The sequence below is a fragment of the Falsiroseomonas sp. HW251 genome (genome assembly GCF_050563545.1).
Taxonomy (GTDB): domain Bacteria; phylum Pseudomonadota; class Alphaproteobacteria; order Acetobacterales; family Acetobacteraceae; genus Falsiroseomonas.
In genome coordinates this window covers 278,450-301,831 of record NZ_JBNXUM010000005.1, presented here as the reverse complement: position 1 = coordinate 301,831, position 23,382 = coordinate 278,450, and the positions used below count along the sequence as shown (strand labels likewise).

Below are 23,382 nucleotides of genomic sequence, written 5' to 3'. Positions count from 1 at the left end.
GGGGGGCGGGTCACCCCGCTCTCATACCAGAGAAAGCGCCCGGGATGGCACCCCGGGGTCAGGGCAGGCCGCGCACCACCGGCAGGTCGAGCTCCCGCAGCTTCTTGCGCAGCGTGTTCCGGTTCAGCCCAAGCATCGCTGCCGCCTTGATCTGGTTGCCCCGCGTCGCGGAGAGCGCGAGGCGCAGCAGCGGCCGCTCGACCTCCGCCAGCACGCGGTCATAGAGGTCGCGGATCGGCATGCCGTCCTTGTGGGCAGCCATGAAGCCCGCGAGGTGCCGCTCGACCGACTGCTCCAGCGTCTCCGGCGTGCGCGGGCTGTCCTCGGCCGGCGCCGCCGCCTCAGCCAGTTCGCTGGCCACGGCATCGGCGCCGATGATCTCCTGGGGGTAGAGCGCCGCCATGCGCCGCATCAGGTTCTCGAGCTCGCGTGCATTGCCGGGCCAGGGATGCGCCTTCAGCCGCTCCAGCCCGCCGGCGTCGAGCTGCTTGGCCGGCAGGCCCGCATTGCGCGCGCGTTCCAGGAAGTGGCGGGCGAGCAGCGGGATGTCCTCGATCCGCTCGCGCAGCGGCGGCAGGCGGATGGGAACCACGTTCAGGCGGTAGAACAGGTCCTCGCGGAACTGCCCGGCGCGGATCGCCTGGCGGAGGTCGCGATGCGTCGCGGCGACGATGCGGACATTCGCCTTGATGGGCTGTCGGCCGCCGACGGTGGTGAACTCGCCTTCCTGCAGCACGCGGAGCAGCCGGGTCTGCGCCTCGGGCGGCATGTCGCCGATCTCGTCGAGGAAGAGCGTCCCGCCGGCCGCCTGCTCGAACCGGCCGACGCCGCGGTTCAGCGCGCCGGTGAAGGCGCCGCGCTCATGCCCGAAGAGCTCGGATTCGATGAGCTCGCGCGGGATCGCGGCCATGTTGATCGCGACGAAGGGCCCCGAACGGCGACGGCCGTAGTCGTGCAGCGCGCGGGCGACGAGCTCCTTGCCGGTGCCCGACTCGCCCGTGATCATGACCGTCAGGTCGGTGGTCGTGAGCCGCGCGACGGTGCGGTAGATCTCCTGCATCGCGGCGGAACGGCCGACCAGCGGCAGCCTCTCCTCCTGCTCCTCCCCTTCCGGCGTCTCGGCAGTGGAGGGCGCGGCCAGCGCGCGGCCGACGACGGCCAGCAGCTCCTTCAGGTCGAAGGGCTTGGGGAGATAGTCGAAGGCGCCGCGCTGGGTCGCCTTCAGCGCGGTCGAGAAGGTGGATTGCGCCGACATCACGACGACGCGCAGATCGGGCCGCACGCGGCGGATGCGCGGCACCAGGTCGAGCCCGTTCTCGTCCGGCATCACGACGTCGGTGATGACGAGGTCGCCTTCCCCGTCCTCCACCCAGCGCCAGAGCGTCGCGGCCGAGGAGGTCGCGCGCACATGGTAGCCCGACCGCCCCAGCGCCTGGCTCAGCACCGTCCGGATCGCCCGGTCGTCGTCGGCGATCAGGATCGTGCGGGTCGTGGCAGCGGCAGGCGTCGCGACGTCGCTCATCACTTCACTCCGGGTTCGGCGCGGCGCGGCGGCGCCGGCAGCGACAGGCGGAAGGAGGTGCGGCCCGGGCGGCTGTCGCATTCGATCAGCCCGCCCTGGTCCGTCACCAGCTTGGCCACCAATGCAAGACCCAGGCCTTGGCCGCCCCGCTTCGTCGTGACGAAGGGCTCGAACAGGGTCGCGCGCACTTCCTCGGGGATGCCCGGCCCGTTGTCGCGGACGACGACGGAAAGCGGCAGGTGCACGCGTTCCGCGCTGCCGGGCACGGCAATACGCAGCCCGTGGTGGTAGGAAGTGACGAGGTGGATCTCGCCCTCCCGCGGGTCCACCGCCTCGGCCGCGTTCTTCACGAGGTTCAGCAGCACCTGGATCAGCTGGTCGCGGTTGCCGTAGACCGGCGGCAGGGACGGGTCGTAGTCCTGCGTGATGCGCAGCTGCGCGGCGAAGCCGGACAGCGCGATGCGCCGGACATGGTCCAGCACCTCGTGGATGTTGACCTCGGACCGCTGCACCGGGCGCTCAGAGAACATGTCCATCCGCTCGACGAGGTCGCGGATGCGGTCGGCCTCGTCCTGGATCAGCACGCAGAGCTCGCGGTCGGCCTCCGACGCGCCCTGTTCCAGCAGCTGCGCCGCGCCGCGGATGCCGGAGAGCGGGTTCTTGACCTCATGCGCTAGCATCGCCGCCATCGCGGAGGCGCCGCGCGCCGCGCCGCGAAAGTTCAGCTGCCGATCCAGCATCTGCGCGGTCGAGCTGTCCTGCAGCGTCAGCACGACGCCGCCCTCCAGCTCCGGCAGGGGCGAGCCCTGCACCGTCACGCCGTAGCGGCGAAGGCGCGGACTCTCCAGCGAGAGGTCGTGGTCGTAGACCGGCGCGTCGTGGCGCCGCACCTGCTCCAGCAGGCTGAACAGCCGGTTGTCGCCGGGCAGCAGGTCGCGCAGCGACATCGCGGTGAGGGAGGAAGCCGAGAGCTGGAAGAACAGCTCGGCCGCGGGGTTGGCGAAGCGGAAGCGGTCCTCCGCGTCCAGCACCACGGCCGCGACCGGCAGCGCGCCGAGGATGGCCGAGGCCTCGGGCAGCAGCGCCGCTTGGCGCGGCCGCGCGGGAAGCACGCCGGTCTTCATGCCGCCATCAGCTCCGGGTCCGTGACGGCTTCCCTCACCGGGCGTTCGCGCGCGACGCCCCGTTCCACCAGCGGCGCATAGAAGCGGCGGATCAGGGCGATGACGGCGTCCGCGTCGTCCAGCCGGTTCACCTCGGCGCGGAACTCGGCCGAGCCCGGCAGGCCCTTCGAGTACCAGGCGACATGCTTCCGCGCGAGGCGGAGGCCCGGGTTGCGCCCGTGATGCTCCAGCATGGCGTCGTAGTGGACGAGCAGCGTCTCCAGCTGCTCCGCCAGCGCGGGCTCCCCGCCCATCACGCCGGTCATCAGGTACTCCGCCACGACGCGCGGCAGCCAGGGCCGGCCGTAGCTGCCGCGCCCGATCATGACGCCGTCCGCGCCGGACCGGCGCAGCGCCTCGGCCGCGTCCTCCGGGCCCAGTATGTCGCCGTTGACAATGACGGGGATGCGCACCGCGTCCTTCACCAGGCGCACGAAGTCCCAGTCCGCGGTGCCGTTGTAGAACATCTGCCGCGTGCGGCCGTGCACGGTCACCAGCCGGATGCCGCATTCCTCGGCGATCCTCGCGAGCCGCGGGGCATTGAGGCTGTTGTGGTCCCAGCCCATGCGCATCTTCAGCGTCACGGGCACCGGCACCGCCTTCACTGTCGCTTCCAGGATGCGCGCGGCGGCGATCTCGTCGCGCATCAGCGCACTGCCGGCCTGCTGGCCGAGCGCCACCTTCTTCACGGGGCAGCCGAAATTGATGTCCACGATCGCGGCGCCGCGATCCACCACCAGCCGCGCAGCCTCCGCCATCACCGCGGGGTCGCACCCCGCGAGCTGGACCGAGGAGGGCGCGCCGAAGCCATCTATTTCCCGCGGCACCTCGGCCATCTTCAGGGTGTTCCGGTTCTCCCGCACCATCGCGTTGGAGGCGATCATCTCCGAGACGACGAGCCCGGCGCCGTGCTGGCGCGCGAGCCGGCGGAAGGGCAGGTCCGTCACGCCCGACAGCGGGGCAAGGATGACCGGCGTCTCGATCCGGACACCGCCGAGATCAAGGGGCGCGATGGCCGGCGGGGAGGCCGTGTTGCTCATGATTTGTGCGATCTAATGCCAAAACCCTGTTTCGTCCACCGGCAGCCCTCATGTATGCGGGCAGTTGCCGATTTTGACGGCAGTCGAGGAGCCCTCCCCGAGCCTGCCGGGGGCGTCTAGCATTGTGGCATGAGGATTGTCGCCCTGCTGGTGGCGGCCGGGCGCGGCCAGCGCTTCGGCGCCGATCGGCCCAAGCAGTACCTGCCCCTGCTCGGCCGCCCGGTGCTGCGCCACGCCGCCGAGGCGTTGCTGCGGGAGGGCGGCGTGACGGAGATCCAGCCGGTCTCCGCGCCCGGCGAGGAGGCGACGCTCGCCGCCCTGCTCGACGGCCTGCCCTGCCGATTTCCCGTAGCCGGGGGCGCCAGCCGCCAGGCCAGCGTGCGGAACGGGCTGGAGGCGCTCGCGGCCGACCCGCCCGACATCGTGCTGGTGCATGACAGCGCGCGCCCCGTGGTGCCGGCCGGCACTGTCCCTGCCCTGCTCGCCGCGCTGCGCGAGATGCCCGGCGCCATCCCGTCCCTGCCGGTGGCGGACACCCTCAAGCGCGGCGAGGACGGGCGCATCGCCGCCACCGTCCCGCGCGCGGGCCTGTTCCGCGCCCAGACGCCGCAGGCCTTCCGCTACCCCGACCTGCTCGCCGCGCACCGGACGGAAGGGGCGGAGGAGGCGACCGACGATGCCCAGCTCCTGGAACGCGCGGGGCTGCCCGTCGCGCTGGTCCCCGGGCACGAATCCAACGTGAAGATCACCTGGCCCGAGGACCTCGCCCGCGTGGAAGCCAGCCTGCTCGCCCGCCTGATCCCGCGCACCGGCACGGGCTTCGACGTCCACCGCATTGCGGCGGGCCGGCCGATGGTGCTGTGCGGCGTGACCATCCCCGGGCCCATCGGCCTGGACGGCCATTCCGACGCCGATGTCGGCATCCACGCGCTGTGCGACGCCATCTACGGCGCGCTGGCCGAGGGCGACATCGGCCGCTGGTTCCCGCCCTCGGAGATGCGGTGGAAGGACGCCGACAGCGCCCGCTTCCTCCGCCACGCGGCCGAGCGCATCGCGGCCCGCGGCGCCGTGCTCGCCAATGCCGACGTCACCCTGATCTGCGAGCAGCCGAAGATCACGCCGTACGCGACCGCCATGCGCGAGCGCCTGGCGGGCCTGCTCGGCGCGCCGCTGGACCGGATCTCGGTGAAGGCGACGACGACGGAGCGGCTCGGCTTCGCCGGCCGTGGCGAGGGCATCGCCGCCCAGGCCGCGGTCAGCATCCTCGTCCCAGGCTGAGCTCGCCCGGGCCGACCGCCGGCTACCGCCCGATATGCGTCGCCGTCCGCGGGTCCCCGGGATGGCCCCAGATGAAGGTGCCGAACAGCCGCATGGCGGCGGGCAGCCCGACCCGCGCCTCGACATGGCGGTAGCGGGCATTGACCGTGCGCTCCACGCCGCCGGCGCCGAAATTCTCCTGGTCGGCCCCCGAGCGCTCCGAGATCAGCGGCCGGATGACCTGCAGCAGGTAGTCGCGCCGCACGAGCTGCGGGTTGTTCGAGAAGCTCGGCGTCCGGCAGATCCGGCTTTCGCGGTCGCGCGCGCCCTGGGTCAGGATCGTGTCGTAGCCCGCCACCACGTTCGAACGGCGGGCGTAGCGAATGTAGAAGACGTCCGGCCGCGCCCGCATCGTGCCCGCGACGCGCGACAGCGGCGGGCAGGTCGGCTGGAATTCCAGGTCGTGCTCCACCAGCAGCACGAGGTCCGTCCGCGCCCGCGCCATCGCGTCCAGCCATTGCCGGCGCAGCCCGTTGCCGTGGTTCACCACCAGCCCGAGGCTTTCTTCCGCGCACCAGGCCTCGAGGTTTCGGCGATAGGTCGCGTTGTCCGATGTGTCCTGGTGGTCGTAGAGCACGGTGATCGGGAAGCCCGGCGGCAGTTCCATCCGCTCGCGCATCGTGGAGACGGTGCGCTCGATCAGGCCGAGGCCCGGGCCCGCCAGATCGGCGAAGGCCTGCAGTTTCTCGCGGCGATGCAGATGCGTGAAGACGAAGGCCTCCACCGAGGGCTCCGGCGGCGCTGCAAGGGCGGCCGTGCCGTAGGACAGCAGGGTCGCGAGCAACGGCTCGCGCACCGGGTCCGTCTCGGCAAGCGCGCGCTCCAGCCCCGACCGCGCCGCCGCCACCTCCCCGGCCTCGAGCGCGACGGCGGCCTCGCCGATCAGGGCCGGCACGAGGTCCGGCCGGGCGGCGAGCACGGCGCGGTAGAAGGGCCGCGCGCGGTGCGGCGCATCGAGCAGCAGCGCCGCATCGCCCAGCAGCTGCGCGGTCTCGACGGCATGGCGGCCGGCCGCGATCTCATCCCGCAGCGTCTCGCCCTGCGCGGCCAGGAAGCCAAGGGCGGCGCGGTCGCGCAGCGCGATCGCGGCGATCAGCCCGCCCCGGATCGCCTCGGTGCGCAGCGCCGGTGTGCCGCCTTCATGCAGCGCGCGGAGGAAGACGCGCAGCCGCTCCGGCCCGTCCATCAGCACCTTGGAGCGCGCGGCGACGAGCTCGCAGCCCAGCGGCAGCGTGCTGCCGGCGAGCCCCCGCAGCCTCGCGAGCAAGGCCCGGGCGTGCTCGACATGCTCGCGGCCGCGAGCCGCGGCGGCGAGGTAGCGCTCGGCCACCCCCGCGAAGCCGGCGCGATCGGCCGCCGGATCCACCTCGGCGAGCGCCCGGTCGAACAGGGCGAAGCCCGCCTCGCTCTCGCCGGCCGCGCAGCGCGCCTCGGCCTCGGCCAGCATGGCCGCGTGGTGGACGCTGCCCTGCGGACCGGGGCCGAGCGAGGCCGCGAAATCCAGCAGGCGCGGCAGCTGCAGCGCCGCATAGGCCGCGTTGGCGTGATGGCGGTCGGTCGGCTCGCCCAGCTCTTCCCGCAGGAAGCTGGCCCGGGGTGCGCCCTGGTACGCCTCCCGCGGGGCGCGCAGCACCGGGATGCCGAGGCGGCCGAGCTCGGCGTCGATGGCGTCGCGCGCGAGCCGGTCGAGCTCGATCACCGCCTCCGGCGAGCCGGTCTTCTTCACGCCGATGTCCCGCTGGCGCACCGGCGGGGATTCCATGACGAAGAAGCGCACCCCGGCGCCTCGCAGATCCGCCAGCCAGGCCAGGGCGTGCCGGAAATGGTCGAGGACCATCGCCGCGACGGCGCCGTCGCTGACGGGCTGCAGCCCGTCGGGGCAGCGCCGCCATGGCCGGTGCGTCCGCCAGGTCGCGCTCCAGAGCAGGAGGCTGGTGGAGAAGGGCAGCGAGATCGCGAAGACGTCCTCCCCCGCCCGCATGACGCTGTCGCCGGTGACGGTGTGCAGGCGCCGGCCCATGTCCTCGTCGAGGAAGGCGACGCCATCCGCGCCGGCCTGGTGGAAGGGCCTGCGCGTCGCGGGGAAGGAGAAGAGCTTGGCGATCGGGATCCCCTGCGGCCAGGCGCTGGGCGGGAGGAGGCGCCGTCCCGCCGCCAGCGCGACCACGTGCGAATCGCCGACGATCCGGAGCTTCATCGCGCGGCGGCCAGCTCCGGATCGAGTTCGGCTTCGTCGCAGATGATCCGCATCTCCTCGGCCTCGGCCAGATCCTCGGCCTCGGCGGCTGTCGCGTCGAGGGCCGCCCCCGGCGGAGGCCGGTCTGCCAGCCCGCAGGCCCCGAGGAAGCAGGCCATCACCGCGTCCACGACCTCGGGCCGCACGTTGCGGCGGTCCCGCCCGAACGCATCGCCGGACAGATGCGATGTGACGAGCTCGAAGGAAGGGAAATAATCCACCCCGGGATCGCCCGCCGCGACCTCGGCCGCGGCCGCCCTCAGCACCGCCTTGGACAGCGTCGTCGCGACGACGACATGCTGGTCCGTCGCGGTCGCCGCGAGCGGCACGGGCGAGACGGTCAGCAGCAGGCGAAGGCCCGGGTTGACCTCCCGCATGAGCGCCAGGGCCTGCCGGAGATCCGCGACGACCTCGGCGACGCTGAGGTTGCGGAAGCCGTGCCGCACGGGGTCGAAGCGGCCGGCGACGGTGCCGGGGCAGACGGGGTAGGCATGGCCTTCGTCGAGGTTGAACCAGCACTCCGTCAGGCCGAGCGTGAAGACCAGCAGCTCCGCCTGCCCGATCAGGCCGCGGATCGCGGCGTGATGGGCACGCCGCATCGCGCGCATCTCCTCGGCCGAGCCGAAGCCGCCGGGCTCGATCCCCGGCCGCATCGGGTCGAACCAGCGCCCGTCTTCCTCCCAGGCCTCCTCGATGCGCCGGCGGCCGAGCGCGGCCTCGGTCAGGTGGAGCAGCTGGCGGGCGGTGTAGACGTTGCCGTAGCGCGCGGAATAGAGCCCGTAGCCGAAATCGGGCAGGCGTTCCGGCGGCAGGAGCTCGGGCGCGGGCTCGGCGTCGAGGATGGCGCAGCCGGCCTGGCGGAGCGCGCGCGTGACATGCTGGGCGAAGCAGCTTCCGGCCGTCGCGATCCGCGTGTCGCGGCCAATGGGGAATTTCGGGCGGTAGACCGCGGCTGGCGCGCCCGCCGCCCAGGGTCCGGCGACCCGGCGCCAGAAGTTGCGGTCGGGCAGGCCGGCATAGGGATGCTCGCGTCGCGCCGGTCGGTCCTGGCTCATGCGGCCTTCTCTAGCAATGGGCCTGCAACACGGCCAGCGCGCCCGTCGCGCCTTCATCCCACCTTGCGGTTGACAGGGCATGCATGGCGGCGGCAAGTCGCAGCCTGAGTGACCGGGGGCCGGCAGCGCATGGCGAGTGGAAGCCCGCACGACGCCGGGCCGAGGGAACAATCGGATCGCGTGGCGGCTGGCGGCCTGGGGCCGGTCGTGGTGATGTCCTTCAACCGCCCGGCCTATCTGCGCCAGACCCTGCTGTCCATCGCCGCCCAGGCCTCGGTCGCCGATGGCAGCCGGGAGGTGCACCTCTTCCAGGACGGCGCCGTCAACTTCCATTCCGGCACCCGCTACGCCACCGACGAGGAGATCGAGGCCGCGGTCGCCACCTTCCGCGAGGTCTTCCCCCACGGCACCATCCACGTCGCGCCGCGGAACATCGGCATCGCGCTGAACTTCGACCGCGCGGAGCGCTACGTCTTCCTCCGTCGCCGCTTCCCCTCCGCCGCCTTCTTCGAGGACGACATGGTCCTCGGCCCGCACTACCTCGCCACCCTGCAGCGCTTCCTCGACTATGCCGCCAGCCCCGCGTCCTTCGGCCTGGTCGGCTATGTCGCGGCCTATGGGCACCACCGCGCGAAACTGGCGGAGCAGATGGCGCGCCGGCGCGAGGTGATGAACCTCGGCCACGCCTGGGGCTACGGCGTGACGCGCGAGCACTGGCTGAAGGTGCGCGAGATCATCGACCCCTATATCCGCATCGTCTCGGATTGCGACTACCGCGTCCGGCCCAAGGCAAGGATTGGCGGCGTGCACAAGTCGCTCGGCATGGCGACGCATGCGCTGTCGCAGGACGCGATGAAGATGCTCGCGACCTATGCGGTCGGCCGCGTGCGGCTGATGCCCTTCGTCTGCCAGGCCCGCTATGTCGGCGCGGAGGGCGTGAACTTCACCCCGGAAAGCTGGGCCAAGCGTGGCTACGGGCACGAGGAGATCTTCCCCGAGGAGCAGGCCGAGTTCGACTGGCCGGAGGAGCGCAGCCTGCGCCTCGCGCTCGAGACAGCGCGCGGCCAGCATGCCGCGCATTGCCGTCAGGTCTATGGCGACCGCGACCTGCCGGTGCCGCCCTTCGGCACCTTCCTGGCGGAGGAGCATGCGTGACGGCGTGCATGCGTCGTTCCTTCACCCTCGCGCGCGCATGATGCGCTCTCCGACGGAGCCCTGAGATGCGCCACTACCGCAAGCGCGTGCTGATCACCGGCGGCGCGGGCTTCATCGGCTCGCACCTCGCGGACCGGCTGATCGGCGCGGGCCACCACGTGATCTGCGCCGACAATTTCTTCACCGGCGCGCGGGAGAACATCGCCCACCTCCTGGGCAATCCGTTCTTCGAGGTGCTGCGTCACGACGTCACCTTCCCGCTCTACGTGGAGGTGGACGAAATCTACAACCTGGCCTGCCCGGCCTCGCCCGTGCACTACCAGTTCGATCCCGTGCAGACGACCAAGACCTCGGTCGCCGGCGCGATCAACATGCTGGGCCTGGCGAAGCGGCTGCGCGTGCCCGTCCTGCAGGCCTCCACGAGCGAGGTCTATGGCGACCCGCAGATCCATCCGCAGACCGAGGAGTACTGGGGCAACGTCAACCCGATCGGGCCGCGCGCCTGCTACGACGAGGGCAAGCGCTGCGCGGAGACGCTGTTCTTCGACTATCACCGCCAGCACCGGGTGCCGATCCGCGTCGCCCGGATCTTCAACACTTACGGCCCCCGCATGCACCCCAATGACGGCCGCGTGGTGTCCAACTTCATCGTCCAGGCGCTGGCCGGCGAGCCCATCACCATCTATGGCGACGGCAGCCAGACCCGCAGCTTCTGCTACGTGGACGACCTGGTGGAGGGGCTGATCCGCTTCATGGAGCAGCCGGCGAACGAGCCCGGCCCGCTCAACATCGGCAACCCCGCGGAATTCACCATCCGCGAGCTCGCGGAGATGACGGTGCGGATGACGGGATCGGCGTCGAGCATCGAATACCGCACCTTGCCGCAGGACGATCCGAAGCAGCGCCAGCCCGACATTGCGCGGATGCGCGCGCTCACGGGCTGGGCGCCGACCGTGCCGCTGGAGGAAGGCCTCGCGCGCACCATCGCGCATTTCCGGACGCGCCACTTCGCGTGAGCGAGCCGGGCCGGCCCTGATGCGCGTCTACTTCCACGGCAACTGCCAGCTTCCCGTGCTGCACCGCCTGGTCGCCGAGGCCCGGCCCAACTGGATCCTCGCCTCGCGCGAGGTGCACACGCCCGCGGCGCTGCAGCAGCAGGCGGAACTCGCGGCCGACGCCGGCGCGGCCGACGCCATCGTTCTTCAGCCGATCCGGCGCCATTACCGCGGCGCCGACTGGCTCTCGATGGAAGGCGTGGCGGCGCTGGCGCGGCCGAGCTGCCGGATCCTGCGCATCCCCTCGCTCTATTTCGACGGCCAGCTCTCTGGCTGGGGCTATCTCGGCGGCGGCGAGACGCGGCTGCGCGGCCTGCGCATGGCCTATCACTGCTGGCCTCTCGGCGCGATGGTGCTGGCGGGGATGCCGGACGAGGCGATCCTGGCCACGCTGCTCGATCCCGGCTTCGGCAGCGCGGAGGCGACGGAAGCGGCCCTCGCCGCCGCGCTGGACGCGCTCCGCGCCCGGGAGGCCGAGGGCGGCGTGGATGTCGCGGCCTCCGACATCTACGCCGAAGCCTGCCGCCGCGGCCAGGTCGGGCACACCGTCAACCACCCCGTGCGGGCGATCTTCGTGGCGCTCGCCAACCGCATCCTCGCCCGGCTCGACCAGCTCGCCGACCTGCCGGAGGAGGGCGCGGACTACCTGCCGAGCCCGCACATCCCGATGCTCCCCTCGACGGCGCGGCAGCTCGGCATTGGCGGGGCGGAGGAGGGCTTCGTCATCAACGGACGCCGCTTCGCCCAGGCCGACTACTTCGCCCGCGTCCTCGCGCACTACCGCTCGCTCCCCGAAGGCGCGCTGCGGCGCGGCTTCGAGACGACGCGGGAGGCGCGCGCCTGGCTCGCGGGTTTCGCGCAGCGCCACGGGCCGCAGGGCTGGACCGAGGTGTCGGCGTGACCGACGCGCCGCGCATCCTCGAGGCCGGGCATTCCTTCAGCCTGCGTCCCAAGGTCCACGCCACCCACGCGCCCGGCGCCGAGCTCGTGACGACCCTGCCCTCCCCGCCCCCGGTCACGGACGGGGCCGCGCGCCTGCTGACCGACGACGCCGAGGAGCGCGCAGCCCTCGCCGCGGTGGCGCCCGCCGCGGGCGAGGCGCCCTTCGTCCCCGGCGCCTTCCAGCTGGTGCGCGTGCCGGACGCCATCGTCATCGTCCATCCCCGCACCGAGGGCATGGCGCTCGACCGCGAGGGCGGCTTCCTGCGCCCGACGCGCGGCAGCCCGCGCATCTTCCCCGGCAACCCCTTCGTCCGCTTCGACCGCGACCAGAACTGGTTCTTCAACGACGCGATCCAGGTGAACGCGACAATCGACCGCGCCTTCCTCGGCTTCTGCCCGGCGGCGGCGAACTACGCGCATTTCCTCGGACTCTTCGTGATGCGCGTCATCGCGGCGCGATCGCGCCTGCGCGACACCACCTTCCTGGTGCCCGACCTGCCGGAGTACCGCGCGCACTACCCCACGGCGATGCGCAACGAGTTCATGTTCCGCCTGCCGGAGATCGCGCCGCTCGGCTCCGGCAACTTCTACCTGCCCGTGCCCGCCGGCGCCTATCGCGTGCGCGACCTCTTCCTATTCCAGCCCACCGGGGACCGCTGGGACCTGATGTTCCAGCCGGAGATCCTGGACGTCTTCGCCGGGCTGGGCGCGGAGGCGCTGCGGCGCGCCGGGCTGACCAGCGCGGCGGCGCGCGCCCACCTGCCCCGGCGGCTCTATGTCTCGCGCCAGGGCGCCCAGCGCCGGCGCATCATGGACCACGACGCCTTCGCCGCGGCGGCCGAGGCCGCCGGCTACGCCGCGCGCCGGATGGAATCGCTCGACTTCTGGGACCAGGCCGCGCATTTCGCCGCCGCCCGCCAGGTGATCTCCGTCCACGGCGCGGGCTGCACCAGCATCCTCTTCGCCGACCCGCGGTCGGTGCTGGTGGAGATGTACCCGCGGCCGCTGCCGACCCACCTCTTCGTGCATCCGACGCTGGCCCGGGGCTGCCGCTACGTCCCCCTGCCCTGCCGGCGTCTCAACCGCGACCTCGACATCGAGGTCGACGCCGCCGCGCTCGCCGCGGCGCTGGCACGGGCAGAGGAAGCGGCATCATGAAGCAGGAAGAGGCGATCGCGCTGGCGCGCCGCGTCTATCCGAGGCTGCCCTTCGACTGCGTATTCGACGTCGGCGCGAATTGCGGGCAGAGCAGCCTGGCCTTCCTCGGCCTCTTCCCCGCCGCCCGCATCCACGCCTTCGAGCCGGTCAGCGCCTCTTTCGCGGAGCTGTGCAGGGCGGTGGAGGGCGAGCCGCGCGTCGCCTGCCACCGGCTCGCGCTGGGAAGCGCGGAGGGCGAGGTCCGGGTGACGACCTCGGGAACCTCGGTCTCCAACGCCATCCTGCGCGACGGCGCGACGGTAGCGAGCGAACCCGTGCGGCGCGAGACAGGCGATGGCTTCTGCGCCGCGCATGGTATCGAGCGCATCGGCTACCTCAAGATCGACACCGAAGGCCACGACCTCGAGGTGCTGCGCGGCTTCTCTGGCATGCTGCGCGACCAGAAGGTGGATTTCCTCGAGGTGGAGGCGGGCATGCACCACCACAACGACAAGCATGTCCCGATCGGCGAGTTCCTGGGCTTCCTCAGCCCGCTCGGCTACTTCCTCTTCCGCGTCGCCGAGCAGGCTTTCGAGCGGCACAACCGGCTGCACCTGCGGCGGTCGAACCTGGTCTTCGTGTCGGACAGGGCGGTGCGCAGCAACCTCGCACCCGACTTCCGCAACAAGCGCTTTCCCGCCTATCCCCGCCAGCCCGTGGCCTGACGCATTAAGCTCCCGCGCCGATCGCCGGGGATCAGAGCCGGCCGGCCCGGGCCTCCGCCTCCAGCAGGCCGTCGAGATAACCGAGGAAGGCCGGGATATCCACGCGCCAGCCCTGCCGCGCGGTCTCCGCAGGGTCCGCCTCCGGCGCGGTGAAGGCGCGGTAGCGGCAGCCCAGCAGCTGGGCGAAGCGATGATAGAGCGGCGAGTTCAGGAAATGCGGGTGGATCTCCACCAGCAGCGCATCGCGCGGCGCGAAGCCGACATTGGTCAGGCCCGCGCCATGCGGGCCGATCATCACCCGCGCCCTCGATGCGCAGAGCACCTGCTCGGGGTAGCTCATTTCTTTCGCGAGGAAGATGCGCACGCCGCGCGCGCGCAACGCTTCGATCAGCCCGTCCTCGTTCAGCATCGGCCGCAGCGGCGAGTCGGTGCGCGCGACATAGACCACGTCGCCGCTGCCCGCCGCCTCCGGCAGGCGGAGCGTGCCGGCGGCCTCGCGCGCCAGCGCGCCGGTCCGGATCCGCCGGCAGACTGTGCGCAGCAGTGGCTCGATCCCTAGGTTGTGGCGCAGCAGCGCGCTCGGCCAGTACAGCCGCTCCGGCCGGAGGCATTCGTCGCCGATGACCCGGACGCGGCGCGCGTCGAGGCCGAGGAGCTCCACCGCATCCTTCGTCCAGCCCGCCAGCGACGGCAGCAGGATATCGAACTCCCCGACGCCGCCGAGGTCGCGGAGGATCTCCAGCTGGACCAGCGCGCAGAGCGCCTCGCCATGCGTGTGGTAGTAGTTGTGCTTGCGCCAGGGCCCGACCCACCAGATTCCGGCATCGCCGCAGGGCTCCGGCCGGACCGCCGGGGTCTCCACGAAGGGGCGGAGCTGGTGCCAGGGCGGCGTCCGGGGATGCGCCGCGGCCCAGGATTCGTCGACCATGCCGCCGCGGCCGAACACCGCCCCGGACTGCCCGAGCACCGTCGCGCCATGCACCACACCGGCCCATAGGCCATTGAGCGGATAGGTCCGATGGACGAAGCGCTTCGGCGCGCCCCCCGCCGCCCCCATCATGGCCAGGTCCGAGGCCTCGAGCGGCGCCAGCGGGATCGGGCCTGGCGCGCGCATCGCGATGCGCCGGTCGGCGCCCGCCAGCGCCGGCGGCACCGGCGCGCCGAGCGGCAATTCGGGCAATGCCTCGAGCCGCATCGCGCGCAGCGGCAGGGCGATGGCGTGGTCGCGCAGCGGCAGGTCGCCATGCGGCACGACGCAGGTCTCGACCCGTAGCGTCGCGCGCACCCCGCCCCGCGCGTCGAGCAGGATCGCGTCGGCCAGGCCGGGCCCGGGTGGCAGGCTCTCGTCGAGGAAATCGATCCCGAAGGGCACCGCCCCGTCCCCCGGCAATGGCAGGGCGAGCGCGACCTCGTCCCGGCGCAGCACCGTGCCATCCGCGCCGAGCCAGGCGAGGGTGACCCTGCCCTGGCGCAATCCCTCCTGCCCCGGCGGAAGGGCCCCGGTCACGTGCCCGGCGATGCGCATCCCCGCGAAGGGCAGGTGCATCAGGTGCGCGGCGCCGAGGACAAGTCCGAGCGGGGCGGCGTCGGCTTCTGTCGTCCCAGCGGCGGTCGCAGCCTCGTCGTTCATCGCCATGGCCCCGTCCGCACCGCGCCCCTCCTCGCCCAGGCGCCGAGGATGCGTCGAGACGGATTGGCGAATGGCGAAGGCGCGGCGGGCGCGCCGGCGGAGGTGGTGAGCCCGGTGGGACTCGAACCCACGACCCCATGATTAAAAGTCACGTGCTCTACCGGCTGAGCTACGGGCTCGCTGGCCACCGCGAGCGGGCACGGCGGCCGGCGTCTTAGGCGTCGGCGGCCGGCGCGCTGTCAACCCCGGTGCCGGACCCGTCGGCGGCCCCGCCCGCCGGCGCGGCGCCGAGGCGCATGGATTTGACGACATCGGGCTCCCGCACGATGCCGTTCGGCGGGCCGCCGCGCTTGATCCGGTCCACGATCTCCATCCCCGACACCACGCGCCCCCAGATCGTGTACTGGCCGTCCAGGCTGCTGGCCGGGGCGAACATGATGAAGAACTGGCTGTTCGCGCTGTTCGGGTTGCTGGTCCGCGCCATGCCGCAGGTGCCGCGCAGGAAGCGCGCCTTTGCGGGCGGGGAGAATTCGGCCGGCAGGTCCGGCAGGCTGGAGCCGCCGGTGCCCGTCCCCGTGGGATCGCCGCCCTGGGCCATGAAGCCCTCGATCACGCGGTGGAAGGGCGTGCCGTCGTAGAAGCCCTGGGAGACGAGCGTCCTGATCCGCTCGACATGCTGGGGCGCGAGTTCGGGCGCCAGCTCGATTGTCACCGTGCCGTCCTTGGTCTCGAGCAGCAGGGTGTTCTCGGGGGCGATGTCGGGCATGGCGGGTGTCCTGGCGTGTTGTCGGCGCTGTGTCACATGCGCCCCTTCAGGGCGCAAGGCGAAGGCGGCTCAGGCGGCCACGCGCATGCGGATCACGCGATCGGGGGGCGGCGGCACCAGGCCCATCTGGCCCTGGCCGCGTTTGATCTTGTCAACTGCCTCCATCCCCGCGGTGACCTGACCCCAGATCGTGTACTGCCCGTCCAGGCTCGGCGCCGGGGCGAACATGATGAAGAACTGGCTGTTCGCGCTGTTCGGCTCCTGCGAGCGCGCCATGCCGCAGGTCCCGCGCAGGAAGCGGGCGCGGCTGGGCTGCGAGAATTCGGCCGGCAGGTTCGGCAGGGGCGATCCGCCGGTGCCGCGGCCCGTGGGATCGCCGCCCTGGGCCATGAAGCCCTCAATCACGCGATGGAAGGGCGTGCCGTCGTAGAAGCCCTGGCCCGACAGGGTCTTGATCCGCTCGACATGCAGCGGCGCGAGGTCCGGGCGCAGGCGGATCGTGACCTGACCGTCCTTCAGGTCGAGCAGCAGCGTGTTGGCGGGATCGGCGGCCTGCTGTGCACGCGCGGCGAGCGCCGGCAGCGCGAGCGCGGATCCCATCAGGACCGAGCGGCGGAGGATCGTCATGCGTCGGCGTCCTTGTCTTTGCTGCGCACGCGCGCCAGCGTGCGTTCCAGGGTGAGCGCGGGCACGAAGCTCGAGACGTCGCCGCCGAGCCGCGCGATCTCCTTCACGAAGCGCGAGGAGATGAACTGATTGGTCTCGCTGGCCATCAGGAAGACGGTCTCGATCTCCGGGTCCAGCCGGTGGTTCATGCCGGTCATCTGGAACTCGTAGTCGAAGTCTGTCACGGCCCGCAGCCCGCGCACGATCATCTGCGCGCCCACCTCCCGCGCATAGCCGACGAGAAGGCCGGTGAAGGGGTGCACCTCGACATTGCAGCCCGTCCTCGCCGCGATCCTGTCGGTCTCGGCGCGCACGAGTTCGACGCGTTCCTCCAGCGGGAAGAGAGGCCCCTTCCCCGCATTGATCGCAACGCCGACCACGAGGCGATCAAGCAGCCGCGCCGCGCGGTCGATGACGTCGAGGTGCCCGTTGGTAACGGGGTCGAAGGTGCCGGGATAGAGCCCGACGCGCTGCCTACTCATCGCCGTTGCCGTCCGTTGCCGCCAACGAGCCATTCTCCCCGCCGGTCTCGCCGTTCTGCGCCGGCTCCTCTTCGTCATCCATCACGGGGAAGCAGGACATCACGCGCTCGTCGGCCTCCGGCCGGGCGATGCGCACGCCCATCGCGGTGCGGCCGGTGACGCGGACCTGGTCGGCCATGGTGCGCATCACCTTGCCGCCGTCGGTCACCAGGATGAGGTGATCGCCCTTCTCGACCGTGAAGGTCGCCACCACCTCGCGCCCCGTGCGCCACTTCCCCTCGTCGAAGCCGATCGCGCGGATGCCCTGCCCACCGCGTCCGGCCAGCCGGTATTCATAGGCCGAGCTCCGCTTGCCGAAGCCCTTCTCCGTCACGGCCAGGATGAACTGCTCGGCCTCGGCGAGCTCGGCCTCGCGTTCCGGCGTAAGGGTGACGATCTCGACCGGCTCCTCCGCCTCATCCGACGCGACGGCCTCGGGCTCGGCGTCGCCGTTCTCCTCGCCGGCCTGCCGGCGGCGCTGGGCGGCGACGCGGAGATAGGCGCGGAACTCCTCCAGCGTCCCCGGCACGTGCCGCAGCACGGCAAGCGAGATCACCCTGTCCTCGCCGAGCAGCCTGATGCCGCGCACGCCGTCGGACGCGCGTCCCGCGAAGACGCGCAGCGTCTCCTCCTCCGCCTGGAAGCGGATGCAGCGGCCGTTGCGGGTCGCCAGCATGATGTCGTCGCCCTCGCGGCAGGTCGCGACGCCGATCAGGCTGTCGCCTTCCTCGAGCTTCATGGCGATCAGGCCGGTGGCGCGGACATTCCTGAAGTCCGAGAGCTTGTTGCGCCGGACATTCCCGCAGGCCGTCGCGAAGACGAGGTGCAGGTTCTCCCACAGCGTCTCGTCCTGAGGCAGCGGCAGCACGGCGGTGACCGTCTCGTCCTGCTGGAGCTGCAGCACCTGGCGCAGGCTGCGCCCGCGGCCCGTCGCTCCACCTTCCGGCAACTGCCAGATCTTCTCGCGGAAGGCCATGCCGCGGCTCGTGAAGAACAGCACCCATTGATGGGTGTGGGCCACGAAGCTGCGGACGACGATGTCGTCCTCCCGCCGCCCGGCGCCGGTGCGGCCGCGGCCGCCGCGATGCTGCGCGCGGAACAGGTCGAGGCTGGTGCGCTTGACGTAGCCATCGCGCGTCATGGTGACGACCATGGTGCCGGGCTCGATCAGGCTCTCGTCGTCCTGGTCGGCGACGCCATCCACGATCTCCGTCATCCGCGGCACGGCGATCTGTGCGCGCACCGCGAGCAGTTCCTCCCGCATCAGCTCCAGCCGGCGCGGGCGCGATCCCAGGATCTCCAGCAATTCGCGGATCGTCGCGCCGACCTCGGTCAGCTCCGCGTTGATCTTCTCGCGCTCGAGGCCCGTCAGGCGCTGCAGGCGGAGCTCCAGGATGCCCTTGGCCTGGTCCTCGGTCAGGCGGACCGTGCCGGCTTCCGTCAGCACGTTGCGGTGGTCGTCCACAAGCGCAAGCAGCGGGCCGATATCGGCCGCCGGCCAGTCCCGCCCCATCAGCGCGACGCGCGCGGCATTCGCATCCGGCGCAGCGCGGATCAGGCGGATCACCTCGTCGATATTCGCGACGGCGACGGCCAGGCCGATCAGGTTGTGGCCACGGTCGCGCGCCTTGTCCAGGCGGAAGCGGCTGCGGCGGGTGATCACCTCCTCGCGGAACCTGATGAAGGCGAGCAGCGCGTCGCGCAGCCCCATCAGCTGCGGCTTGCCTTCGTCCAGCGCGACGAAGTTGACGCTGAAGGAGGTCTGCAGCTGAGTGAAGCGGTAGAGCTGGTTCAGCACGACCTCGGGCGTCGCGTCCTTCTTCAGCTCGACGACGATGCGCAAGCCATCGCGGTCGCTCTCGTCGCGCAGGTCCGAGATGCCCTCGATCGCCTTGGCGCGCACCAGCTCCGCGATCTTCTCGATCAGCGTCGCCTTGTTGACCTGGTAGGGGATCTCCGAGACGACAATCATCGACCGCCCGCCGCGCATCTCCTCGATCGTCGCGCGCGCCCGCAGCGGGATGGAGCCGCGGCCCGTCTCGAAGGCGCTGCGGATGCCGGCGCGCCCGAGGATCAGCCCGCCCGTCGGGAAGTCGGGGCCCGGGATGATCCGCATGAGATCCTGCAGGCTCGTCGCGGGATCCTCGATGAGCTTCAGGGTGGCGTCGATCACCTCGCCCGGATTGTGCGTCGGGATGTTCGTCGCCATGCCGACCGCGATGCCGCCGGCGCCGTTGACCAGCAGGTTCGGATAGGCGGCCGGCAGGACGCGCGGCTCCTCGGCGCTCTCGTCATAGTTCGGGACGAAGTCGACCGTGTCCTCCTCGATCCCCGCGAGCAGCGCGGCGGCGGATCGCGCGAGGCGCACCTCGGTGTAGCGCATGGCCGCCGGGGCATCGCCGTCCATGCTGCCGAAATTGCCCTGCCCGTCGATCAGCGGCACCCGCATCGAGAAGGGCTGCGCCATGCGCACCATCGCATCGTAGATCGCGCTGTCGCCATGCGGGTGGTACTTGCCCATGACGTCGCCGACGACGCGGGCCGACTTGCGGTGCGCCTTGTCGGCGGTGTTCCCGGCCTCGTGCATCGCGAACAGGATGCGCCGGTGCACCGGCTTCAGCCCGTCCCGCGCATCGGGCAGCGCGCGCGAGACGATGACGGACATCGCATAGTCCAGGTAGGACCGCCGCATCTCCGTCTCGAGCCCCACGGGGGCGATGTCGGAGGGCGCGTTGGGGTCCTCAGGCGTCGTGTCGCTCAAACCAATGTCCTCTAGCGGGCCGGGTGCCGGGACGCCGGCGCCGTGCAGATGCGCGGCGCGGCCGCGGGCCGATCCGCCCGCGGGCCTGCCAGCCTGCCGGACCCTGCCGCAACTCCCGACTCCGGCCTGGCGCGGCGGGTCGCTTTCCAGGCCGAATATAGGCATCCCGGCGCCACGGCACAAACCGGGGACAGGCCCTGCCGGCCTCGCCGGGCACGGCTTCCATGCAGGCCCGCAGGATGCTTCCCTTGCCCCGCCGGATCGGGGGATTGGGGCAGATGTCGGACAGCGACGGGAATGGCGGCTGGGGCGGCACTGACGCGGTCGGCGTCGAGCAGGACGCCAGCGGCGATAGCGTCACCGAGACCACCCACAAATCCTGGTTCCAGCGGCTGCTCGGCTCCCTGGTCGCGGCGCTGATCGGGCTGGCGATGGTCCCCGGCGCGTCGGTCCTGCTGTTCTGGAACGAGGGGCGGGCCGTGCAGACCGCGCGGTCCCTGGCAGAGGGCGCTGCGGGTGTCACCGCGGCGGATGCGGGCAGGATAGACCCGGCGATGGAAGGCCGGCTAATCCATGTCGCCGGCCCGCTTGCCGTCGCCAAGCCGCCAGCGGACCGCGATTTCGGCCTGCAATCCGGCCCGGGGACCACGCGCCTGGTCCGCAGGGTCGAGATGTTCCAGTGGCGGGAGGACAGCCAGTCCGAGCGCCGAACCAACCTCGGCGGCTCGCAGGACACCGTCACGACCTACAGCTACCGCCAGGTCTGGGCGGCGGACCGCATCGATTCCGGCCGCTTCCGCCAGCAATCCGGCCACCAGAACCCGACGCCGCGCTATGCCGGCACGACACAGACCGCGCCGGAGGCGATGCTGGGCGCCCGCCGCATCTCCGCGGCGCAGCTGGCCGGGATCGGGGAGGCGAGGCCCCTGCCGCTCGACCAGGCCATGCTGACGCTGCCGGCGGGGGCGCGGATCGTCGGGGACGCGATCTATGTCGGCGCCGATCCCGAGCGGCCGCGCATCGGCGACCTCCGCATCCGCTTCGAGGCCGCGGCGCCGGCCTCGGCCAGCATCGTCGCCGCCCAGGCTGGGGACGGCTTCGCACCCTTCGCGACGCGCGCCGGAGACCGGCTGCTGCTGACCGCCGCGGGCCAGGTGCCGGCGGCCGAGATGTTCCACGACGCCGAGGCCTCCAACACCGTCCTGACCTGGATCCTGCGGGCGGTCGGCGCGGTGCTGATGCTGGTCGGCTTCTGCCTGCTGTGGTCGCCGCTCTCGACCCTGGTCAGCGTCATTCCGTTCCTGGAGACGGTGGCGGGCGCCGGCGCCTTCCTGGTGGGGCTGGTGCTGACGCTGGTGCTGGCGCCGACGGTGATCGCGGTGGCCTGGTTCTTCTACCGCCCGCTGGTAGCGGCCGGCGTGCTGGCAGTCGGGCTCGCTGGCGCCTTCGCGGTGTCGCGGCTCGGCGCGTCGCGGAAGGCGGCGCGTCCGGCGGCGATGCGCGCGGCGGCACCGGGCCCCGCGGCCGCGGCCCCCGCACCGGGCCGGCGGCCCTGGGACAGGTGACGCCGCCCTACCCTTCGTGCGCCTGGATCATCTCCCGCACGCGCGGGTAGATCGCCTGGGCGAAGCGGCGTCCGCTGAAGACGCCGTAATGGCCGACGCCGGTCTGCAGGTGGTACCGCCGCATGGTCAGCGGCACGGACCGGCAGAGATCTAGCGCCGCCATGGTCTGGCCGATGCCGCAGATGTCGTCCTTCTCGCCCTCAACCGCCATCACCGCGGTGCGGCGGATCGCCTCCGGCCGGATCTTGCGGCCGCGCCAGGTCATCTCGCCCCTGGCCAGCGAGAAGTCCTGGAAGACGGACTTCACGGTCTCAAGGAAGAACTCGGCCGGCAGGTCCATCACCGCGAGGTACTCGTCGTAGAACTTCCGGTGCTGCGTCGCCCGCGCCTCGTCGCCGTCGAACAGGTGCCAGAACTGGTCCTGATGCGACTTCACGTGGCGCCCGATGTTCATCGACATGAAGGCCGCGAGCTGCAGCGCACCGGGATAGACGCGCCGCCCCGATCCCGCGAAGCGCCAGGGCACCTGCGAGATCAGCATCCGCTCGAACCACTCGATCCCATGCTTCAAGGCCAGGCGGTTCACCTCCGTCGGGTGCTGGCGCGCATCCACCGGCCCGGCCATCAGGGTCATCGTCCGCGGCGAGGCGCGGTCATGGTCCTCCGCCATGATCGCGACGGCGGCCAGCACCGCAGCGACGGGCTGGCAGACCGCCAGCACGTGCCCGCCCGGGCCGATCGCGCGCTGGAACGCCATGATGTGCTCGACATACTCGTCGAGGCCAAAGCGTCCGGCGGCGAGCGGCACGGCGCGCGCGTTGTGCCAATCCGTGATGTAGACGTCGTGGTCCTGCAGCAGCACGCGCACCGTGCCCGCGAGCAGCGTCGCGAAATGGCCCGACATCGGCGCGACGACCAGAACCCGCGGCAGGCGATGCCCGACATCGCGGCGGAAATGCACCAGGCTCGCGAAGGGCGTCGCGGCCACGACCTGCTCCTCGACCTCCAGGACCTGGTTGCCGACGCGCACGGGGCCGATGGCGAAATCCGGCCTGGCCTGGGTGAGGTGGAAATGGCCGACCACGCCGGCCGCCGCCGCCCAGGCGCGCAGCGGGTCGAAGATGGGGTGGCGGCTGTCGAGCCCGGCGAGGAGACCCGAGACGCCGCGCGCCGCCCCGCGCAACGGAGCGAGCGTGTCCTGCCGCGCCTGGAACGCCGGGTAGAAGATCCGCGCCAACTCGCACCCCCAGGCGTTGAGCGCCGGCAGGTTGGCAAGAAGCGCGCCATTTCGCAATTGCGAGATCGCTGGTAGCGTCGCGACCGGACACGGAGACCCGCGATGCCGCCTGCCCCGCCCGGCCGAAAGGCGCCCGCTGATCCGGGTGCGGCGCCGGCGATCCTGCGCATCAGCAGCCGCAACTACTCCTCCTGGTCGCTGCGCGGCTTCCTGCTGATGCGGCTTGCCGGCATCCCCTTCAAGGTCGTCGTCGCCTCCCCCGACGATCCCTCGACGCGGGCGGAGCTGCTGAACAACTCCTCCTCCATCCTGCTGCCCTGCCTGGAGCAGGACGGCGGCATCGAGATCTGGGACACCCTCGGCATCGCCGAGCACCTCAACGAGATCGTGCCGGAGGCGCGGATGATGCCGGAGAACCGGATCGCGCGGGCGCGCTGCCGCGCGATCTCGGGCGAGATGCATGCGGGCTTCCACGCGCTGCGCTCCTCCCTGCCCTTCAACCTGCGCGCCAGCATCCCGGGCTTCACGGTGTGGTCGGCGGCGCGCGCCGACCTCGAGCGCATCTTCGGCCTCTGGCGCGACTGCCTGGACGCATGGGGCGGCCCCTGGCTGTTCGGCGCGCGGCCGACGGTGGCGGATGCGATGTACGCGCCGGTGGTGCTGCGCTGCCGGAGCTACGGCGTCGCGCTGGATGCGGCGTGCGAGGGCTATGCGACGACCATCGAGGCCTGGCCCGACGTGCAGGAATGGGTGCGCGCCGCGCTGGCCGAGCCCGAGCAGCAGATCGTCGAGCTGGAACTGGACGCCGAGTTCTGACCAGCCGCGGAATGCCTGGTCGCCGAGGACCTCTGCCGGAGGACGACGCCGCCCGCGCCGTCGCGACCGACAG

At 71.9% G+C, this 23,382-nt stretch carries 19 protein-coding genes and 1 tRNA gene; 8 read left to right on the top strand and 12 right to left on the bottom strand.

The window, feature by feature from the left end:
* Positions 1–58: 58 nt before the first annotated feature.
* The 3 genes from ntrC to dusB are packed head-to-tail and all read right to left on the bottom strand — an operon-like array spanning position 59 to position 3,725.
* Entirely contained in the window at positions 59–1,522 is a 1,464-nt protein-coding gene (gene ntrC / locus ACLF3M_RS08425; protein ID WP_430656444.1) for a nitrogen regulation protein NR(I), read from the bottom strand.
* Positions 1,522–2,646 (bottom strand): two-component system sensor histidine kinase NtrB, encoded by a 1,125-nt coding sequence (locus ACLF3M_RS08420; RefSeq protein WP_430656443.1) that lies wholly within the window; start codon positions 2,644–2,646, stop codon positions 1,522–1,524. The genes ntrC and ACLF3M_RS08420 overlap by 1 nt, the downstream gene beginning before the upstream one ends.
* Positions 2,643–3,725 carry a tRNA dihydrouridine synthase DusB gene (gene dusB / locus ACLF3M_RS08415; RefSeq protein ID WP_430656442.1) on the bottom strand — a complete coding sequence of 361 codons (1,083 nt, stop codon included), beginning with the start codon at positions 3,723–3,725 and terminating at the stop codon, positions 2,643–2,645. Before dusB ends, ACLF3M_RS08420 begins: the two co-directional genes overlap by 4 nt.
* Positions 3,726–3,854: 129 nt before the next feature.
* Here dusB and ACLF3M_RS08410 point away from each other — a divergent pair, with 129 nt between their 5' ends.
* A complete protein-coding gene (locus ACLF3M_RS08410; RefSeq protein WP_430656441.1) occupies positions 3,855–5,003 on the top strand; it encodes a bifunctional 2-C-methyl-D-erythritol 4-phosphate cytidylyltransferase/2-C-methyl-D-erythritol 2,4-cyclodiphosphate synthase in 1,149 nt (382 codons plus the stop codon).
* A 22-nt stretch (positions 5,004–5,025) separates the two neighbouring features.
* Here ACLF3M_RS08410 and ACLF3M_RS08405 read toward each other — a convergent pair whose 3' ends face one another.
* Together ACLF3M_RS08405 and ACLF3M_RS08400 are read right to left on the bottom strand one after the other, a co-directional pair.
* A complete protein-coding gene (locus ACLF3M_RS08405) occupies positions 5,026–7,239 on the bottom strand; it encodes a hypothetical protein (RefSeq protein WP_430656440.1) in 2,214 nt (737 codons plus the stop codon).
* Positions 7,236–8,333: a GSCFA domain-containing protein gene (locus ACLF3M_RS08400; RefSeq protein WP_430656439.1), complete on the bottom strand. Its 1,098-nt coding sequence runs from the start codon at positions 8,331–8,333 to the stop codon at positions 7,236–7,238. The genes ACLF3M_RS08405 and ACLF3M_RS08400 overlap by 4 nt, the downstream gene beginning before the upstream one ends.
* 180 nt (positions 8,334–8,513) lie before the next feature.
* On the opposite strand from ACLF3M_RS08400, the gene ACLF3M_RS08395 reads away from it, so the two are divergent.
* The 5 genes from ACLF3M_RS08395 to ACLF3M_RS08375 all read left to right on the top strand — a co-directional run bounded on the left by ACLF3M_RS08395 (position 8,514) and on the right by ACLF3M_RS08375 (position 13,347).
* Positions 8,514–9,488: a glycosyltransferase family 2 protein gene (locus tag ACLF3M_RS08395; RefSeq protein WP_430656438.1), complete on the top strand. Its 975-nt coding sequence runs from the start codon at positions 8,514–8,516 to the stop codon at positions 9,486–9,488.
* 65 nt (positions 9,489–9,553) lie between these two features.
* Entirely contained in the window at positions 9,554–10,504 is a 951-nt protein-coding gene (locus ACLF3M_RS08390) for a UDP-glucuronic acid decarboxylase family protein (RefSeq protein WP_430656437.1), read from the top strand.
* A 19-nt stretch (positions 10,505–10,523) separates the two neighbouring features.
* Positions 10,524–11,444 (top strand): WcbI family polysaccharide biosynthesis putative acetyltransferase, encoded by a 921-nt coding sequence (locus tag ACLF3M_RS08385; RefSeq protein ID WP_430656436.1) that lies wholly within the window; start codon positions 10,524–10,526, stop codon positions 11,442–11,444.
* Positions 11,441–12,643 carry a glycosyltransferase 61 family protein gene (locus tag ACLF3M_RS08380; protein WP_430656435.1) on the top strand — a complete coding sequence of 401 codons (1,203 nt, stop codon included), beginning with the start codon at positions 11,441–11,443 and terminating at the stop codon, positions 12,641–12,643. Before ACLF3M_RS08385 ends, ACLF3M_RS08380 begins: the two co-directional genes overlap by 4 nt.
* The gene (locus tag ACLF3M_RS08375; protein WP_430656434.1) at positions 12,640–13,347 is read left to right on the top strand and encodes an FkbM family methyltransferase; all 708 of its coding nucleotides are present in this window, start codon (positions 12,640–12,642) and stop codon (positions 13,345–13,347) included. The genes ACLF3M_RS08380 and ACLF3M_RS08375 overlap by 4 nt, the downstream gene beginning before the upstream one ends.
* A gap of 31 nt (positions 13,348–13,378) precedes the next feature.
* Here ACLF3M_RS08375 and ACLF3M_RS08370 read toward each other — a convergent pair whose 3' ends face one another.
* The 6 genes from ACLF3M_RS08370 to gyrA form a co-directional block, all read right to left on the bottom strand.
* Positions 13,379–14,983, bottom strand: coding sequence for a glycosyltransferase family 61 protein (locus ACLF3M_RS08370; RefSeq protein WP_430656433.1), 1,605 nt, complete (start codon positions 14,981–14,983; stop codon positions 13,379–13,381).
* Positions 14,984–15,080: 97 nt separating this feature from the next.
* Positions 15,081–15,156: transfer RNA gene (locus ACLF3M_RS08365), tRNA-Lys, on the bottom strand.
* Positions 15,157–15,191: 35 nt separating this feature from the next.
* On the bottom strand, positions 15,192–15,743 hold the full coding sequence (locus tag ACLF3M_RS08360) for a peptidylprolyl isomerase (protein ID WP_430656432.1): 552 nt from the start codon (positions 15,741–15,743) through the stop codon (positions 15,192–15,194).
* Between the two features lie 69 nt (positions 15,744–15,812).
* Entirely contained in the window at positions 15,813–16,370 is a 558-nt protein-coding gene (locus ACLF3M_RS08355; protein WP_430656431.1) for a peptidylprolyl isomerase, read from the bottom strand.
* The gene (coaD, locus tag ACLF3M_RS08350) at positions 16,367–16,891 is read right to left on the bottom strand and encodes a pantetheine-phosphate adenylyltransferase (protein ID WP_430656430.1); all 525 of its coding nucleotides are present in this window, start codon (positions 16,889–16,891) and stop codon (positions 16,367–16,369) included. The genes ACLF3M_RS08355 and coaD overlap by 4 nt, the downstream gene beginning before the upstream one ends.
* On the bottom strand, positions 16,884–19,622 hold the full coding sequence (gene gyrA / locus ACLF3M_RS08345) for a DNA gyrase subunit A (RefSeq protein ID WP_430656460.1): 2,739 nt from the start codon (positions 19,620–19,622) through the stop codon (positions 16,884–16,886). Before gyrA ends, coaD begins: the two co-directional genes overlap by 8 nt.
* A gap of 347 nt (positions 19,623–19,969) precedes the next feature.
* Here gyrA and ACLF3M_RS08340 point away from each other — a divergent pair, with 347 nt between their 5' ends.
* The gene (locus tag ACLF3M_RS08340) at positions 19,970–21,256 is read left to right on the top strand and encodes a TMEM43 family protein (protein WP_430656429.1); all 1,287 of its coding nucleotides are present in this window, start codon (positions 19,970–19,972) and stop codon (positions 21,254–21,256) included.
* Between the two features lie 7 nt (positions 21,257–21,263).
* Here ACLF3M_RS08340 and ACLF3M_RS08335 read toward each other — a convergent pair whose 3' ends face one another.
* Positions 21,264–22,550 (bottom strand): polyhydroxyalkanoate depolymerase, encoded by a 1,287-nt coding sequence (locus tag ACLF3M_RS08335; protein ID WP_430656428.1) that lies wholly within the window; start codon positions 22,548–22,550, stop codon positions 21,264–21,266.
* Positions 22,551–22,595: 45 nt separating this feature from the next.
* Between ACLF3M_RS08335 and ACLF3M_RS08330 the strand changes: the two genes are divergently transcribed.
* On the top strand, positions 22,596–23,309 hold the full coding sequence (locus ACLF3M_RS08330; protein ID WP_430656427.1) for a glutathione S-transferase: 714 nt from the start codon (positions 22,596–22,598) through the stop codon (positions 23,307–23,309).
* The last annotated feature ends 73 nt before the right edge of the window (positions 23,310–23,382 follow it).